Origin of the sequence: Sphingobacterium sp. lm-10 (genome assembly GCF_023554555.1) — a bacterium.
Classification (GTDB): domain Bacteria; phylum Bacteroidota; class Bacteroidia; order Sphingobacteriales; family Sphingobacteriaceae; genus Sphingobacterium.
In genome coordinates this window covers 110908-128889 of sequence record NZ_JAMJWC010000001.1, presented here as the reverse complement: position 1 = coordinate 128889, position 17982 = coordinate 110908, and the positions used below count along the sequence as shown (strand labels likewise).

Sequence of the window (17982 nt, the reverse complement as noted above, 5' to 3'; positions counted from 1 at the left end):
TGTTTAAGAGATGTAGACGCTATAAATAGTGTAGATAATACACATTCACACACGTCATCATAACAACCTTATTTATAATATATTATAATATGATTTTCTTGTTTTTAATTCGTAAACTGCATAATAATTCATTTTTATCTATCGAATTGGAATAATTAGTCTGATATTTGCAGAAAAATCATAATTAAGGTTTACATTTCATCGAAATCATTATGTTGCTAAATCGATCTGAGAGAAAATTCCCAAGAGTCATTATCATCGGAGGTGGCTTCGGCGGTATAGAAGTAGCGCGTCGCTTAAAAGACAAAGAAGTAGAAGTTTTATTGATCGATCGCAACAATTTCCATACTTTCCAACCGCTTCTTTATCAAGTTGCTACAGGTACATTAGCATCGGACTCTATCGCGTTTCCATTGCGAAAAATGTTTAAATCTCAGGATAATTTTCGCTTTCGCATGGCTGAGGTACTCCGCATCGACAAAGATGATAAAGTAGTACACACTTCGGTAGGCGACTTTGACTATGATTATCTTGTTGTAGCCAGTGGTGCTACGTCCAACTTTTTTGGAAATGCAGATGTGGAGAAATATTCATTGGGTATGAAAAGTATCCAGGAAGCACAAAATATCCGCAGTTATGTACTACAGAATTTGGAAGAAGCTGTATTGCGTAAGAATGCAGACGATCGCGAGCGCTTTCTAAATTTTGTGGTGGTAGGTGGTGGGCCCACCGGTGTAGAACTTTCGGGAGCTATTGCTGAAATACAGCTGCACATGTTGAAAAAAGATTACCCAGAACTATCCAAACATGAGATGAATGTGTATCTCGTAGAGGGATTGGGCGAAGTATTGGCAGCGCTTTCTGATAGATCATCTCGCGATGCCGAACGTTACCTCAAAGAGCTGGGTGTCAAAGTGATCCTAAACACCGTGGTAAAAGAATACGATGGGTTAACGGTAACGTTATCTAACGGTGATAAAATCCCAACTAAAACTGTGATCTGGGGTGCTGGTGTTAAAGGGCAATTTCCGGAAGGAATCAGCCCTGAATTGCTTCAGCGCGGAAACAGAATCAAGACGAATGGTCAGTGTCAGATCATCGATATGCCAGGTGTATATGCCATTGGTGACGTAGCAGCTACGGTTACAGAAAAAACACCTAACGGCCTTCCTGGTGTCGCTCCTGTCGCACAACAACAAGGAAAATATGTGGCAGACCACATTTTAAGTATTTTGAAAAACGAAAACAACACCGAAGATTTCAAGTACTTCGACAAAGGATCTATGGCTACTATCGGGCGGAATCGTGCAGTAGTAGATATGGGCAAAATACACTTGAACGGATTTCTAGCTTGGTGTACCTGGATGTTCGTCCATTTACTATCTATCGCTGGATTCCGCAACCAGTTGGTCACATTTATTAATTGGAGTGTTAAGTTCTTCACCAAAAATTCAGGTATTCGCCTGATTATTCACAAATATTATCGCCCTGATCCGCAGATGAAAATCACGGACGACGTGGAGCAAGTTTAAGCGTACTTACTGCGCTTAAAAGCATATTTATTGATACAAAAGGGGCATAAGCCCCTTTTGTATTTTACAGGAATTCCAGTGGTAAACACATTTGGGATTACGCATATTTGAGTATCTTTGCCTATACATTTCAACACTTAAACACCCTATTTCTATGGATAATAAAAGCGTCGCAAAGGTTTTCAAACTATATGGTCAGTTGATGGAATTGATGAATGAAAACCCTTTCCGAACTAAGGCCATTACCGGCGCCGCTTTTAAGATTGACAAGCTTCCATTCGCTGCTGAAAAGGCTAGCATGGAAGAGCTGAGCCAACAACCGGGCATAGGAAATAGTACGGCCGAAAAAATCAAACTCATCATCCAATCGGGTACATTACCTGAACTGGATAAGCTGATGGAGAAAGTACCGGAAGGCGTATTGGAGATGCTACATATCAAAGGATTAGGCCCAAAAAAAATTCAGATTATCTGGAAATCATTAAACATAGAGAGCATTGGCGAGCTTTACTATGCCTGTAATGAAAACCGCCTGGTAGAAGCCAAAGGCTTTGGCTTAAAAACGCAGGAGGAGATTAAGAAAAATATTGAGTTTGCTATTGCCAATAAAGGCTGGGTATTGTATGCTCGCGCTACACATTTCGCGGAAGCGACCTATGAAGCTTTACAACAAAATTTCCCGGACAACCAAGTTGTATTTACAGGCGACTATCGTCGTAAGACAGAGGTGCTGCAATACATAGACTTCCTAATTGATCTTCCACAGCATGTGCTCGTATCTACGCTAGAAAGCAAGGATTATGTATTGCAAGTGGATGCCGACCGTGAAGGTGTACATTTCAAAGACGACAATAATATCGCTTACCGCATCTTTACCTCTTCATCCGAAGCCTACGCTAAAAATTGGTTGTTGACCACCGGATCGGGTGAACATATCGACTTACTTACTGCGCGGAACAAAAACCTTCCTGATCTGCCTACCGAAGCCGCAATTTATGAATCCATGGGCTTAACCTTTATCGAGCCGGAGCTACGTGAAGGATTCAACGAAATAGATTTAGCGGCAGCAAATAATTTACCTAAGCTGATTCGAAACGAAGATATATTGGGTACACTGCACAATCACTCGACTTATTCCGATGGCGTACATAGCTTGGAGCAGATGGCTACCTATTGTAAAGAACAAATGGGCTTGCAATATCTGGGAATATGTGATCACTCTAAAACTGCTGTATATGCTAACGGTCTTTCCATAGAGCGCATTGAGCAGCAATGGAAAGAAGTTGAAAAGTTGAACCAAAAATTAGCGCCATTTAAAATCTTCAAAGGCATAGAATCAGATATTTTAGGCGACGGCTCCTTGGACTATCCAACGGAGATTCTTTCACAGTTTGACTTTGTCGTGGCTTCCGTGCACAGCAACTTAGGCATGACCGAGGAGAAAGCAACAGAGCGATTGATCAAAGCGATTGAAAATCCATATACGACCATTTTAGGACATCCAACCGGCCGACTATTATTATCCAGAGCGGGATATCCGATTGATTACCGGAAAGTAATCGACGCTTGCGCTAGTAATCAAGTAGTCATTGAGATCAACGCCAATCCGCTTCGTCTGGATTTGGACTGGCGCTGGCATCGCTACGCTTTACAAAAAGGTGTGCTACTATCGATCAATCCAGATGCGCACCGCATGGAAGGATTTCATGACATGCAGTACGGTGTACTGGTAGGGCGCAAAGGCGGCCTGTCGGCCGACAAATGCCTCAACGCTTTTAATCTGGAAGCGATACAGGAATTTTTTGACAAGCGGAAGGCAGAAAAGAGCTAGGAGAACTTGTTGCAAAATCAGGCAAAAACTTTCTTACAACCTCACTTCTAAAAGCTTTCCGTCAGATAGGATCTGCAAACTATTCTTAGCGTGAGGAGAAATTTTGAGCATGTCACACGGTTCCAGGCTACTGATATCTACTCCATCTACACTAATGATCTGATCGCCAGATTTCATCTTCGCCTTCAAATCATCACGCAAGATATAACCGATCACAAATTTTTTATCGCGTATACCGATGGTATAAGCAGGCAAATCACTGGATAAATCATGCACTGCCTTGTCACTTTCAAAATAGAAGTTCTGATGTTTATAATCCAAGATTACGTTACCATATTGCAACAACCCGGTACCCACTTTGGAGCTTCCATTCGAGGTCGTGATGTTCATGTTTTTCAGATCAACTGTACCAATGCGTACATAATCTGCGGTAGCAGTATATTGACGACTAGCGACCGATCCATAGATCCCAGATGATCCAACTCCCTCCATTGCGATCGCGCGGCTAAACAAACCTGATCTACGCGTCGCTTTCTCATATGACTTTTTTGAATAGGTGAAGAGATTATTAAATCCACTATCAAATAATACCGGAACCTTGGACTTTCCATTTTCTCCAAATGAGAACGGAATAATAGGCAGTAATTGCTGCCCGTCAAGCCTCATTTTAATCGGAGCGGCGGTCGGATTGATCTTATTTAAATCGTCTGTAACAATGAGTTTCTGGTTTTCCCAATCAATCTTCACAATCAAATCACGAAACAGGTTACTTCCTATAAATCCAGCAATATCATGACAACCAAATGGAAAATGATCAGAAAAATCGTGATCCAATGCCGCATAATCATAAAAGGTCACTCCGCCTAAAGTGAGCGAATCAATAATTCCGAGCTCCATTTTTCCTTTTTGATTCTGGCTATCACTAATTTTCAAAATCTTAGGCTTCACTTTGTCAGACAAGAACTCTCCTCTAATCATATTGGGCGCGCCGGTATCAAAGAGAAAACGATGCGCTACACCACTCACTTCTGCATACAGAAAGATAAATTGATTTTTAACTTCGAAAGGGATTTCCAGATAAATATCCTTTTGGACGCTTCCGCTTTTAAAAAGAGGGGATTGTGCAAACAGAGATAACCCTGATATACACAATAGCACAAATAGTAAGAAAAATTGGCGCATGGTTAAGCGATTGATCACCCTAATTTAACCAATAATTTGCTGATAATAGCACGGTGCGTAAAGATTTAGCGATCGACGTCGATTTTTTGTAGATTTAACCATTCAATCGATCATATGATGCACAAATTTGCCGCGATTCTACTTATCAGCGTCCTCACGCTGCCGTTAGGCGTATCAGCACAGCTGATGAAAGCCAAGCAACTCTTTACTAAAGCCGACTCTTTACGCGGACAGCTTACTCCATACAGAACCTGTTACGACATCAAATACTATCATTTGGATGTGAAGGTAGATATTGAAAACAAGCATATTGAAGGGACTAACCTATTTCGATTTGAGGCGGTAGAAAACTTCGACACCTTGCAATTCGACTTATTTGAAAATCTCTCGGTAGACAAAGTGCTTTACCAGGGCAAAGAGCTAAATTTTAGTCGGGAATACAATGCTGTTTTCGTGGCTTTTCCAACCAGCATCCCGAAAGGGAAGTTAGACTCTTTCGTGGTGCACTACTCCGGCAATCCTATCCAGGCAACTCGCGCACCGTGGGATGGCGGCTTTGACTGGAAACAGGATAGCAATGGAAAACCTTGGGTAGCCACCGCCTGCCAGGGTTTGGGCGCCAGCGTTTGGTGGCCCAATAAAGACCATCAGTCGGATGAAGTAGATAGCATGTTGATCTCCGTAGCTGTGCCACAAGGTGTGATGAATGTATCCAATGGCAGATTGGTAAAAACCGAAAAACTAAAAGATAAGTACACCAAATACCATTGGAAAGTGCGCAATCCAATCAACAACTACAATGTAGCCTTGAATATTGGCGATTATGTACATGTAAACGAAAACTACAAGGGCGAAAAGGGACCTTTAACGGTTGATTACTATGTATTGAGGGAAAATGCGGATAAAGTAAGTCACCTACAAAAAAATGTTCGCCAAACGCTAGAAGCTTTTGAACATTGGTTTGGCCCCTACCCTTTTTATGAGGATGGTTATAAGATCGTAGAGACGGCACATCTGGGCATGGAGCACCAAAGTGCGATCGCCTATGGCAACCGCTTCGGCAATGGCTACTTGGGCAGAGACATGTCTGGTACGGGCTGGGGTTCAAAATGGGATTTCATTGTGGTTCACGAATCTGGACATGAATGGTTTGGCAATAATATCACTTCCAAAGATCTTGCAGACATGTGGATTCACGAAAGCTTCACCAACTACTCCGAATCCCTATTCATCGACTATTTTTATGGTAAAGCCGCGAGCGGAGCTTACGTTGATGGTAATCGCAAAAGTATTTCGAACGATAAACCCATGCAAGGCCCCTATAACGTAAATAAAGAAGGTTCGGGCGATATGTATCCTAAAGGAGGTGTATTACATCACATGATTCGTACCATTATCGATAACGATGAGAAATGGCGGGAAATACTGCGTGGATTGAACCGTACTTTTTATCATCAGACAGTAGGATATCAAGACATCGTACAGTACATCAGCAAGGAGTCAGGTATCGATTTTTCAAAAACTTTTGAGCAGTACGTACAACACCGTAGTATCCCAACGTTGGAGATTATCCGAATGCCTGAAAATCAGATCGCCTACCGTTGGATAGCAGAGGTGCAAGGCTTTGATATGCCAGTACATATCCAGCTCGGTGAAGACAAGAAAACGCTGTTACATCCAACGGATAAATTTCAATTTATGGAGTTGTCTGGTGTCACTGAAAAAAACATTTCGGCAGACATCTTTAACTATTATATAGGGGTTTCTATACAATAAATCTATCCATTTCGCGTTGCGAATACGTACTGAATAATCATCTTCATATGACCGAGCCGGCTCGTTATTTTTTATGAGGGAGTATAGCCAAAGAAAAGATTTTTTTCAGTAGGTTTGCATTTAAAATAAAACTTAGAAAATTCGCGCTAGATGGGTCTTTTTAATTGGTTTACGCAAGAAATTGCGATTGACTTGGGTACGGCGAATACCCTTATCATACATAATGACAAAGTAGTGGTGGACGAGCCTTCTATTGTCGCATTTGATCGCACAACAAACAAGGTTATTGCGATCGGTCGGCACGCTATGCAGATGGAGGGTAAAACGCATGATAATATAAAAACCGTACGTCCGCTTCGTGACGGGGTTATCGCTGATTTCACAGCCGCAGAACACTTGATCCGTGGTATGGTGAAGCTGGTTAACAACGGTAAAAGCTGGTTTTTTCCTTCTTTGCGGATGGTGGTATGTATACCTTCAGGTATTACCGAAGTAGAGAAACGTGCCGTTCGAGATTCTGCGGAGATTGCGGGAGCAAAAGAAGTATACCTAATCCACGAGCCCATGGCGGCAGCGGTAGGTATCGGTATCGATGTCGAAGAACCGGTTGGTAATATGATTATTGATATCGGTGGTGGTACTACAGAAATTGCAGTTATTGCCCTATCAGGAATCGTTTGTGACCAATCGATTCGCGTAGCAGGAGACAACTTTGACTCTGACATCGTACAATACATACGTCGTCAACATAATATTATGATTGGCGAGCGTACCGCAGAGAAAATAAAAATCGAAGTCGGCTCGGCACTTCCTGAATTGCAAGACGCACCAGACGATTTTCCAGTACAGGGTCGTGACTTGATGACGGGAATTCCAAAGCAGATTACGGTTTCTTACACGGAGATTGCACACTGTTTGGATAAATCGATTTCAAAGATCGAAGAAGCCATTCTCAAAGCGTTGGAGATCACTCCTCCAGAGCTTTCCGCCGACATTTACCAAACAGGTATTTACCTAACGGGCGGTGGTGCTTTATTACGCGGCTTGGACAAACGTGTACAAGCGAAAACAAAGCTTCCGGTTCATATTGCTGAAGATCCCCTTCGAGCAGTAGTACGTGGTACAGGCATCGCCTTGAAAAACATCGGAAGATTCAAGTTTTTGATGCAGTAATTAATCTCCATGTAGGAGTAATAATAGACACGTTTGCGGATGATGAATGCATGATTCCGCAAACGTGTTAAATAATTTTAGGGGATAGGCTAGAAGACTTTCGTCGTATAGATAACCCGCATGAGCAAAGCAGAAAAATAAAAAAACAGGATGAAAAACCTTTGGCTTTTCTTTATTCGTTACAACGCCTTTTTCTGGTTCTTGCTTTTTTTTACAGCGGCCGTTATCCTTGCGATTCGCCACAATTCTTTCCAACGCTCTTCTTTCGTCAGCTCTTCCAACGTCGTGGTAGGTTCATTTTATGATCGACTGAATTCTTGGAAAAGCTATCTCGATCTGAGTACCACCAACGAAGACCTGGCACGTGAGAATGCCCTACTGAGACAAAAGTTACAAAATTATATTGTTCGCGATACGGTAGACTCCATCCCTTTAGCAGATTCTATTGATGAAAGTCGCTACGAGTTTATCGTTGCCGAAGTCGTGAATAACAGCATAAATCAAAAAAGCAACTACCTCACCTTAAGCAAAGGAACAAATGCTGGTATCGAAAAAGGAATGGGTGTGATCACGTCTAATGGAGTTGTGGGCATCGTACTGCATGTATCCAAGAATTTCGCCACGGTACGCTCCTTATTACACCCAGATTCTCGCGTTTCGGTTACGCTGGATAGTACAGAGGCCTTCGGCTCTTTGGTTTGGGGTAATAATATTGACCCAAAATTGGCTACGCTCCGAGATATTCCAAATCACATCAAAGCCCAAAAAGGACAGGTGATCCGAACCTCTGGGTTCTCTTTATTTCCTAAAGGAATTAAGGTAGGTGAAGTAGATGAAACAGGCATTACCTCAGGAGAGAGTTTTCTGGATATACGAGTCCGGCTGAGCACCAACTTTTACAACCTACATCACGTATACGTGGTGAAAGACAACTTGGAAGAAGAAAAACAAATGCTAGAGGCAGAAAGGGAAGATAATGGCTAGAGTAATTTTCCAAAATATCATCCGTTTCATTGCCCTAATTGCGATACAGGTCGTCCTGTTCAAAAACATCGGCTACTACAATCTGGCTACGTTCTTCCCCTACATCCTGATTATCCTGCTTCTGCCATTGAGGTCGTCCAATTTCTTTGTGTATGCATTGGCTTTTGCTACCGGATTGTCTATTGATGCCTTTTACGACTCCTTAGGCATCCATGCCGCTGCCTGCGTTGCACTGGCTTGGTTTAGAATCGCGTTTATACGAATAACATTAGAGATGGATGTGAGACAATCGTCAGACAGCCCATCTTGGGGTGAATTGGGATCCAAATGGTACATATCTTATGTTTTCTTTGGTACGTTAATCCATCACCTTACCTTATTTGTGATGGAGGTGTTTTCTTTCAAAAACTTCTTGATGACATCTTTGAGCATTTTACTAAGTAGTTTGAGTACTTTTGCAGTTATCATGTTAATCAGTCTTCTCTTTTATAAACGGAAGTCGAGATTAGGTATATAATTCTATAAAGCCATCGCGTATATGAACAATAGCTTCTTTACACGCAAATACATTATTCAGGGTATTTTCCTTACGACCGCCATTCTGATCGTAATTCGGCTATTTTATATCCAGATTATTGACGACAGCTACATTTTATCGGCCAATAACAATGTGCTGCGCAAAGTGATTGTTTACCCCGCTCGAGGAGCGATATTGGATCGAAATGGCAAAATTTTAGTACAAAACGAACCAATTTACGACTTATTAGTAACGCCTCGCGAAGCGAAAGACATCGATACTTTGTTGCTTTGCGAATTGATCGGCATTGACAAAGAGGGTTATATTCAACGTATCGATAAGGCAAAAGCTCATTCTCCTTATCGGGCGTCACAGTTCGAGAAGCAGCTTTCATCGACCACCTATGCTCGTTTGCAAGAACATCTCTACAAATTCAGAGGTTTCTATGTACAAAACCGAACCGTACGAAGTTACCCAGATAGTATTGCTGCTCAATTTCTAGGGTATATCCAAGAAGTTAATCAACGGGATATTGAACGGTCTGAAGGGTTCTATCGGCCTGGAGATTATATCGGTGCCACCGGTGTAGAACGCGCGTACGAAGATCTCCTACGTGGCAAAAGGGGTATTAGAAACCAAATGGTAGATGCTCTTAACCGCCCACAGGGTTCGTTCATGGATGGCAAGTACGATACCCTTGCCGTGACCGGGGATGGTATGGTTTCGTCTTTAGATAAGGACCTGCAAATTTTAGCGGAGCGTCTGATGAAGAACAAATTAGGTTCTGTTGTGGCGATTGAGCCTTCCAGCGGAGAGATATTGACAATGGTAAGTAGTCCTACCTACGACCCCAACCTGATGGTAGGACGTGATCTAGGGAATAATTATATGGATCTGCTAAACAACGAGAATAAACCCATGTTTATCCGGCCTATCCAGGCATCCTATCCTCCTGGTTCCATTTTTAAAATTGTAGCGGCACTAACAGCACAACAGGCGGGCATGATCAATGCGCAAACAACTTTTAATTGTAGTGGTGGATATAGGTACGGTGGCGGACGTGGATTCATGCGATGCACTGGTGTGCATGGAACGATTGATCTTGCGCGTTCTATAGAAGCTTCTTGTAACCCTTATTACGCCAATGTATTTGCCAGAATGATCGATGGACGAGGCATGTCGGGTCCGCAAGCTTACGACTTATGGCGGGAATCGTTGATGAAATTTGGTTTGGGACATACCTTGGGGATTGATCTTCCTGGTGAAAAACCAGGACTTGTACCCACTTCCGACTACTATACCAAAATATACGGTAGCACAAAATGGCGTTCTTCATTTAATATTTCACTTTCTATCGGACAAGGTGAATTAGGTATAACACCTTTGCAGATGGCTAATATTACAGCTATCGTAGCTAACAGGGGCTTTTACTACCGCCCTCACCTAATCAAAGGTATTGGCGACGAGCAGATTGTAAAACCAGAGTTTACCGAGAAAATATCTGCTGGTGTAGATGCCAAATATTATGAAGCAGTGATTGAGGGCATGAGTCGTGTGGTCAACCGCGGCGGTTCGGGTCGCGCAGTAGCCATTCCTGGTATCGAGATGTGCGGAAAGACCGGAACCGTACAGAATCCCCATGGTGAAAATCACGCCGTATTCTTTGCCTTCGCCCCAAGAGAAAACCCTAAAATTGCTATTGCAGTGTTCGTAGAAAATGCTGGATATGGCGGTACTTGGGCAGCTCCGATTGCCAGTATGCTGGTAGAGTCTTATTTGCGAGACACCATCTCATTACCAAAATACTTGCAAGACCGGATTTATAATGGTGATTTGAGACCTAAGCCAAAGAAGACGGTGGAACCTATAAATACAGCTTTGAATAAAGGGGACAATATCCAGAAAAAAAAGCCAGAGCAGTCGGCGTTATTAGTACATCACAGTCAAAGACCGCGCAGGTCATGATAAACGCGAGTGCCTGGCAGCATACACGCATGAGCTATATAGTTGTTAATAGACAGATCATAAACATATATGAATAGTTTACAGAAAAAGAGCTTTTTGGGACAGGTGGACTGGTGGACGGTCTGCCTGTGGTTTATGCTTTGTCTAATAGGTTGGTTTAATATACACGCAGCAGTTTACGATCCAGACCAAGCTAGCCTATTTAATCTGAACACCAATTATGGCAAACAATCTATCTTTATTGGCACGGCACTTATTATTGGATTCAGTATTCTGATTATTGATGCCAACTTTTTTATTTCATCGGCTCCTTTTGTGTATTTTATTGTGAGCTTACTGCTCATTGCCGTTTTAATCGTCGGTCGAAATGTGGGGGGTAATCAGGCCTGGATTCCTTTAGGAAGCTTCCGGCTACAGCCCTCAGAATTTGGTAAGCTGGCGACCTGCCTCCTTTTAGCCTTTTATCTCAGTAACCAGATTACTAAAAATCCAAACCTTAAAACTTTGTTTTTTGGAGCGGTGATCGTTCTTTTTCCTGTAATGCTGGTCATGTTGCAACCCGATACTGGGTCGGCATTAGCCTTTTTTGCACTCATTTTCGTATTCTATCGGGAAGGTTATGTAGGTACACAGGTTTTAGTAATCGGTGGCTTGGCTATCGTTTTATTTCTATTAGCACTACTCTTCAATCAATGGCTGTTAATTGGTGTATTGGCGGCTACAGCAGGACTATTTATGTATCTGCTACGCAGGAAGCGAAAAAACCTGATCAATATCGCGATACTATTTCTCTCCTCTTCGGTCTATATTCTGTGTGTAGATTTCGCTTACGATCATATCTTACAGACGCACCAGCGAAACCGGATCGACATTATTTTAGGGAAAATTGATGACCCCCGCGGGCAAGGTTATAACTTGAACCAATCGAAGATTGCCATCGGCTCTGGCCAGTTATTTGGAAAGGGTTATCTACAGGGCACACAAACAAAGTACAATTTCGTACCAGAACAAAGTACCGATTTTATCTTTTGTACAGTTGGTGAAGAATGGGGATTTGTAGGCTGCGTTGTGCTCATCAGCGTGTATTTGGCCTTATTGATGCGTCTCATCAATATTGCGGAACGACAGCGATCGGCCTTTGGTCGTATTTATGGATACGGTGTCGTATCCATCATCTTCTTCCACTTCTTTATTAACATCGGAATGACGATCGGTATCGTGCCCGTTATTGGTATCCCTTTACCCTTTATCAGCTATGGTGGATCTTCCCTATGGTCTTTCACCATTTTACTTTTCATATTATTAAAGTTCGATTCTTCCCGTAAAGGTTTGTCGAATATGAATTAAAAAGTGAGTTGGCTTCAGCCTGCTTGATTAAAATGATAGCATCTGTCCACCATGTACTTTCTGATATTTATCAGGAATTAGGAAACTTAGATCGCTTGGGCAATGGCGTAGCCAGATGCCCAGGCCCACTGAAAATTGTAGCCACCGAGCCAACCGGTAATATCCACCGCTTCGCCACCGAAATAAAGTCCTTTTACCAAGTTGGATTCCATTGTCTTGGCATTGATTTCGTCGGTAGCCACACCTCCAGACATCACTTCTGCTTTATCATACCCTTTGTCACCAGCCGGCTTCACGGGAAAGCGATGAATGATATCAAAAATACGTTGTGCATCTGCTTTGCTCAAGGAAGCAATCTTCAGCGTTAGCGGCAACATCTCTCCCATGGCCTCCACTAGCTTTTTGGAAAAATGATCTTGTAAGAGTTGTGCAACAGTGCGTTTACCGCCTTGTTGACGCTCTTCTTTGATGAGCTGATCTAAGCGATGCCTAGGTAGCAGATCGATCGAAAATGTTTCGCCCGCTTGCCAGTAGGTCGATATCTGCAAAATAGCCGGTCCGCTCAATCCCCAATGGGTAAATAGAATATTTTCTTCAAAAGAGATACGCTCATTCCATACCCGGGCAAATAGAGAGTTGCCCGATAAGGCCGCGTACCAGGCTGCATCTTTACCCGTAATCGTCAGCGGTACCAGCGCAGGAGCTGTCCGCACGATCCGATGTCCAAGATCGCGTGCCACACGTAGTGCAAAATCAGACGCACCTAGCTTCTGTACGGGCAAGCCACCAGAAGCCATCACGACCTTCTTCGTGGTAATTTGTTGCACAGCGCCTTGTCGTTCTATCGTAATCTCAAAACCGGGCGAAACCTGCTTCACTCCCTTTACTAAACTATCTAACCAAAGCACTTGCTTTGTCTGATTCATTAGTCGAAGAAAAACATCCACAATATCTTTAGCTTTATTGGAGGTTGGGAATAATTGACCTAACGTTTTCTCTGCTCCCTGAATGGATCCGTATCCTTCGAAGAACGAAATAGTGTCGTCTACCGTCCATTGATTAAAAGCGGAGTGAAGGAAGTCCGAATTTTCGGTCACGAAATTATCGATCGACGTATGCAGGTTGGTGTAATTGCAACGCCCTCCACCCGAGATCAGAATCTTTGCTCCCGGCTTGCTATTACGCTCCACGACCAAGACGCGCTTGCCCAATAGTCCGGCTTGCGCTGCACACATTAAACCGCAAGCGCCAGCACCAATAATTACGGCATCAAATTCCATCATACGCAATGAGTTCTCCAGCTAGAGAGATGACTGATTTTTCATTCCAGGATTGCTCGCAAAGCGCTAATATGCGGATCACATCTCTCGCTTGTTCGGGCCGAACGATCAATACACCTTTACCTTGCAGCACATCGACTACATTGGCATAAAAATCTTGTCCAGATCCCCGTTCACTCCTAATTTTTCGGATGTTATCCCCTTTTACGGGATCTTCGACCGCCAACGTACCGTAAGTGCTCTCTTGCTCTACTCCCCAATCGGCATGCAAATGTGGTAAACTTCCACTTCGGAGCATCTCTTCTTGCGGATCTGTTCCGGGCTTTATAAAGCAACCTGCGGTTCCGTAAAGTGCATAGCGAGGCGTGGGCAACTTGGCCAACATCTGACCCTTGAGGGATACTTTTAATGCGGGATAAGAAAGAATAATCTCAAAATCGTCTACCGCCTCTGCTCCATCCCGTTGTACGCGAAGGTCCGCAAAAACCGAGGTCGGCGCACCAAAAAGTTGCAAAGCTTGATCGATAAGATGTGCGCCCAGATCATAATGAATGCCAGATCCCGGCAGATTTTGTTCGCGCCACGCACCTTCACGAAGGTAATTACGAAAGCGATCGTATCGCGCTTCATAATTCGTTAGCCGACCTACAGCATGTTCTTCCACGAGCTTACGAACAGTTTTGTAGTCAGAATGGAACCGCGCATTGTGATGAACTGTGAGCAACAGATTCTTTTGCGCAGCTATAGAGATCAACTCATCAGCCTGTTCTGTGGTGTTGGTAAATGGTTTCTCCACCACGACGTGTTTGCCGGCAAGCAAAGCTGCCTTTGCAAAATCATAATGCACATCATTAGAAGTGGCAATAACCACAATATCAATTTCTGGATCGTCAAAGATGTCTATCGCGGATCCCACAGCGATAGCTTGCGGATACCGCGCTCTCAGCAGCTCTTGATGCTCCTTTTTACGCGCGGTAACTTTATAGAGTTGCAGTTCGGGATGTCCTGCGATAAAAGGTGCATGAAAAACCTGACCACCTATTGAAAAACCTATTAAACCAACTTTATACATCTAATTGTAGTTACATGCGTTCTGGAACCTGAATACCTAATAACTGCATGCTACGCGCAATCGTATCGGCTGTAGCCGCAGATAAACGCAAACGAAAACCCTTTACTGCAACATCTTCTGTTTTCAATACGCTAACTTCATGATAGAATTTATTGTACAATTTCGCCAATTCGTAGGTGTAGTTAGCCACGTGCGCGGGACTAAATTCCTGCGCTGCTATTGCTATCACCGAGGGATAATTGCCCAATGCCTGTATCAGATCCCGCTCAAACAGACTAATCGTAGCGATATCGTATAATTTGGCACCTGCCGAATACTCCCCTTTGCGCAAAATGGAGTTGATCCTTGCATAGGTATATTGTATAAAAGGACCGGTATGTCCCTGAAAATCTACAGACTCGTTCGGATCAAACAACAGGCGTTTTTTGGGATCTACCTTCAATAAGAAATATTTCAAAGCGCCCATTCCGATAGTTCGGTATAGCTCCTGCTTATCTTCCTCCGAAAATCCTTCTGTCTTACCCAATTCTTCCGTACGCGATTGCGCCGTTTCGACCATTTCTGCCATCAAATCATCGGCATCTACGACAGTTCCTTCCCTAGATTTCATCTTACCCGACGGTAGGTCTACCATGCCGTAAGACAGGTGGAAAAGACCATCTGCCCACGCTTTACCCAATTTCTTTAGAATTAGGAACAATACTTTGAAATGGTAATCTTGCTCATTGCCCACCACGTAAATGGACTCTTCCATACCAAATTCGTCGTATTTCAATTGCGCTGTGCCCAGATCCTGGGTAATATACACGGAAGTGCCATCTCCACGTAACACCAACTTTTCATCCAAGCCATCGGCAGTCAGATCAATCCATACAGAGCCGTCTTCTTTTTTGAAAAAAACGTTTTTGCTTAATCCTTCTTGAATGATGTCTTTACCCAGCAAATACGTATCCGACTCATAGTAGAACTTATCAAAGGCTACACCTAACGAATTATAGGTTACTGCAAAACCAGCATATACCCATTCGTTCATCGTTTTCCACAATTGGATCACGTCAGCATCGCCTGCTTCCCATTGCTGGAGCATATGCTGCGCTTCCTTGATCAATGGTGCATTGCGTTTAGCCTCTTCTTCCGATTGTCCTTCGGCCTTTAAACCTTCAATTTCTGATTTATAGGCTTTATCAAAGGCTACATAATATTTACCCACCAGATGATCTCCCTTCAAGCCAGCTGTCTCCGGTGTTTCGCCATTGCCAAATTTCTGCCACGCCAGCATAGACTTACAAATATGTATACCGCGGTCGTTAATCAGGTTGGATTTGATAACATCATAACCATATGCTTTCCAGATTTCTGCTACCGAAAAACCCAACAAATTGTTGCGGATATGCCCCAAATGCAGCGGTTTATTGGTATTAGGCGACGAATATTCCACCATAATACGCTTGCCCGTTGGCTGGAAAACACCAAATTCTGGCGTAGAAATCGTGTTATTCAACAAATTGATCCAATAATCATCGGATAAGACAATGTTCAGAAATCCTTTGATCACATTGAAAGATACTACTTCTTCAATGGCATCCTGTAGCAACTCGCCGATCTCCTGACCGGTTTGTTCCGGAGATTTTTTAGAAAAGCGGGTAACGGGGAAAACCACAATCGTAAACTGCCCTTCGAACTCCTTACGAGTTTCTTGTAGACTAATTTGGCTTGCGGCAATATCGGCTTGATAGCACGTTTTAACGGCTTTAACCGTTTCTTCTATGAGTAATTGTTGAATGGATGAATCCGCCATATAAATGTAAGAATGTTATAAAGCTTCTGATAATGAGGGTGAAAAATTACGGTGTTTGTAATAGGTATTCATTACGAAAGCATATCTTTGCCAAAAATAACAAAAAATGCAGAGCTATCAGGAATTTCTTGACTTAAGTGTCGGCTTCCCGCAAGACGGATTCGACATCATCGATGACGAATTATACTTCCACGACCTTAACCTGATGGAGATGATTGAGACGTATGGTACTCCCCTACGTTTTACCTATCTTCCCATCATTAGCAAAAAGATACAGCAGGCGAAAATACTTTTTCAAACAGCCATCTTAAAGCATAATTACCGCGGTTCTTATATGTACTGCTACTGTACAAAATCTTCCCACTTTAAACATATTGTCGAAGAAGCGTTGAAGAATGATATTCATTTAGAGACATCTTCTGCTTTTGATATGCCGATGATTGATGCGCTGGAGCGTCAGGGTGCCGTTACGAAAGACATTACGGTGATCTGCAACGGTTTCAAAACATTTCAATACAAACAATACATCGTAGACATGCTTCACGATGGTTATAGAAACATCATCCCAGTATTGGACAATAAAGAAGAGTTCAATATGTACGATGATGAAGTGGAATTGGATGCACCGTGTAGCCTGGGTATTCGGATTGCAGCAGAAGAGCAACCCGACTCACAGTTTTATACCTCTCGCCTAGGTATTCGTATGGAAGATGTCATTGACTTCTACAACTCCAAAATTGCGGAGAACCCACATTTCAAGGTGAAGTTATTACATTTCTTCATCAACTCGGGCATCTCAGACACGCCTTATTATTGGAATGAGTTGGAGAAATATGTGACCTTATACTGTAAATTCAAAAAAATCAATCCAGATCTGGATACCTTAGATATTGGTGGCGGTATGCCTTTTAAAGATTCATTGGTACATGATTTCGATTTCGAATACATGGTCAACGAGATCGTCAACCGAATCAAACAAATCTGTGCACACCACGAAGTATTGGAACCGGACATCATTACCGAATTCGGAAAATATACTGTGGCAGAAGCTTCTGGTATTTTATATAAAGTGCTAGGCCGCAAACAACAAAATGATCGGGAGAAATGGTTGATGTTAGATGGTTCATTCATCACCAACCTACCAGATGTATGGGCATTGAACCAAAAATATATCTTATTGCCGATCAATAACTGGGATTCGGAGTACGAACGCGTCAATCTAGGCGGCATTACTTGTGATGGTCAAGATTATTACAACCAAGAAGCACACATGAACTCGGTGTTTATGCCGAAAACCCGCAAGGTACAATATCTCGGATTTTTCCACACCGGCGCTTACCAGGAGGTGTTAAGTGGATATGGTGGTATTCACCACTGCCTGTTGCCTTCGCCTAAGCACGTGCTTATTCGTAGAAATCGAGACGAAACATTCAACTATGAGGTATTCGGCGAAGAGCAAAATTCCAAGCAAGTGATGAAGTTATTAGGTTATCAATAGGATCTTTTCCCTTTAAACAGTACACTA

General features: G+C 42.8%; 13 protein-coding genes. 9 read left to right on the top strand and 4 right to left on the bottom strand.

Translation table 11 applies throughout. From position 1 onward, the window contains the following. Window positions 1-212: 212 nt before the first annotated feature. Window positions 213-1532 carry an NAD(P)/FAD-dependent oxidoreductase gene (locus M8998_RS00550; RefSeq protein ID WP_249990032.1) on the top strand — a complete coding sequence of 440 codons (1320 nt, stop codon included), beginning with the start codon at window positions 213-215 and terminating at the stop codon, window positions 1530-1532. Between the two features lie 154 nt (window positions 1533-1686). Further along, complete coding sequence (locus M8998_RS00545) at window positions 1687-3363, top strand: DNA polymerase/3'-5' exonuclease PolX (RefSeq protein ID WP_249990031.1); 1677 nt, start codon at window positions 1687-1689, stop codon at window positions 3361-3363. A 33-nt stretch (window positions 3364-3396) separates the two neighbouring features. Here the strand turns inward: M8998_RS00545 and M8998_RS00540 are convergent, their stop codons facing one another. Continuing rightward, complete coding sequence (locus M8998_RS00540) at window positions 3397-4545, bottom strand: hypothetical protein (protein ID WP_249990030.1); 1149 nt, start codon at window positions 4543-4545, stop codon at window positions 3397-3399. A 114-nt stretch (window positions 4546-4659) separates the two neighbouring features. Between M8998_RS00540 and M8998_RS00535 the strand changes: the two genes are divergently transcribed. From M8998_RS00535 to rodA, 6 genes are all read left to right on the top strand, one after another. Further along, window positions 4660-6321 (top strand): M1 family metallopeptidase, encoded by a 1662-nt coding sequence (locus tag M8998_RS00535; protein WP_349665639.1) that lies wholly within the window; start codon window positions 4660-4662, stop codon window positions 6319-6321. Window positions 6322-6471: 150 nt separating this feature from the next. Beyond that, window positions 6472-7494 (top strand): rod shape-determining protein, encoded by a 1023-nt coding sequence (locus tag M8998_RS00530; RefSeq protein ID WP_066750435.1) that lies wholly within the window; start codon window positions 6472-6474, stop codon window positions 7492-7494. 150 nt (window positions 7495-7644) lie between these two features. Then, complete coding sequence (gene mreC / locus M8998_RS00525) at window positions 7645-8478, top strand: rod shape-determining protein MreC (RefSeq protein ID WP_249990029.1); 834 nt, start codon at window positions 7645-7647, stop codon at window positions 8476-8478. Further along, entirely contained in the window at window positions 8471-8995 is a 525-nt protein-coding gene (locus tag M8998_RS00520; protein ID WP_249990028.1) for a rod shape-determining protein MreD, read from the top strand. Before mreC ends, M8998_RS00520 begins: the two co-directional genes overlap by 8 nt. 21 nt (window positions 8996-9016) lie before the next feature. Further along, a complete protein-coding gene (gene mrdA / locus M8998_RS00515; protein WP_249990027.1) occupies window positions 9017-10960 on the top strand; it encodes a penicillin-binding protein 2 in 1944 nt (647 codons plus the stop codon). A gap of 69 nt (window positions 10961-11029) precedes the next feature. Next, on the top strand, window positions 11030-12307 hold the full coding sequence (rodA, locus tag M8998_RS00510; RefSeq protein WP_249990026.1) for a rod shape-determining protein RodA: 1278 nt from the start codon (window positions 11030-11032) through the stop codon (window positions 12305-12307). An 86-nt stretch (window positions 12308-12393) separates the two neighbouring features. Here the strand turns inward: rodA and M8998_RS00505 are convergent, their stop codons facing one another. From M8998_RS00505 to argS, 3 genes are read right to left on the bottom strand one after another with little or no spacing between them, the layout of a single operon-like run. Then, entirely contained in the window at window positions 12394-13587 is a 1194-nt protein-coding gene (locus M8998_RS00505) for a BaiN/RdsA family NAD(P)/FAD-dependent oxidoreductase (RefSeq protein ID WP_249992411.1), read from the bottom strand. Continuing rightward, complete coding sequence (locus tag M8998_RS00500; protein ID WP_249990025.1) at window positions 13577-14659, bottom strand: Gfo/Idh/MocA family oxidoreductase; 1083 nt, start codon at window positions 14657-14659, stop codon at window positions 13577-13579. The genes M8998_RS00505 and M8998_RS00500 overlap by 11 nt, the downstream gene beginning before the upstream one ends. Window positions 14660-14669: 10 nt before the next feature. Further along, window positions 14670-16457 carry an arginine--tRNA ligase gene (gene argS / locus M8998_RS00495; RefSeq protein ID WP_249990024.1) on the bottom strand — a complete coding sequence of 596 codons (1788 nt, stop codon included), beginning with the start codon at window positions 16455-16457 and terminating at the stop codon, window positions 14670-14672. Between the two features lie 106 nt (window positions 16458-16563). On the opposite strand from argS, the gene M8998_RS00490 reads away from it, so the two are divergent. Beyond that, window positions 16564-17955: an arginine decarboxylase gene (locus M8998_RS00490; RefSeq protein WP_249990023.1), complete on the top strand. Its 1392-nt coding sequence runs from the start codon at window positions 16564-16566 to the stop codon at window positions 17953-17955. Window positions 17956-17982 lie beyond the last annotated feature (27 nt).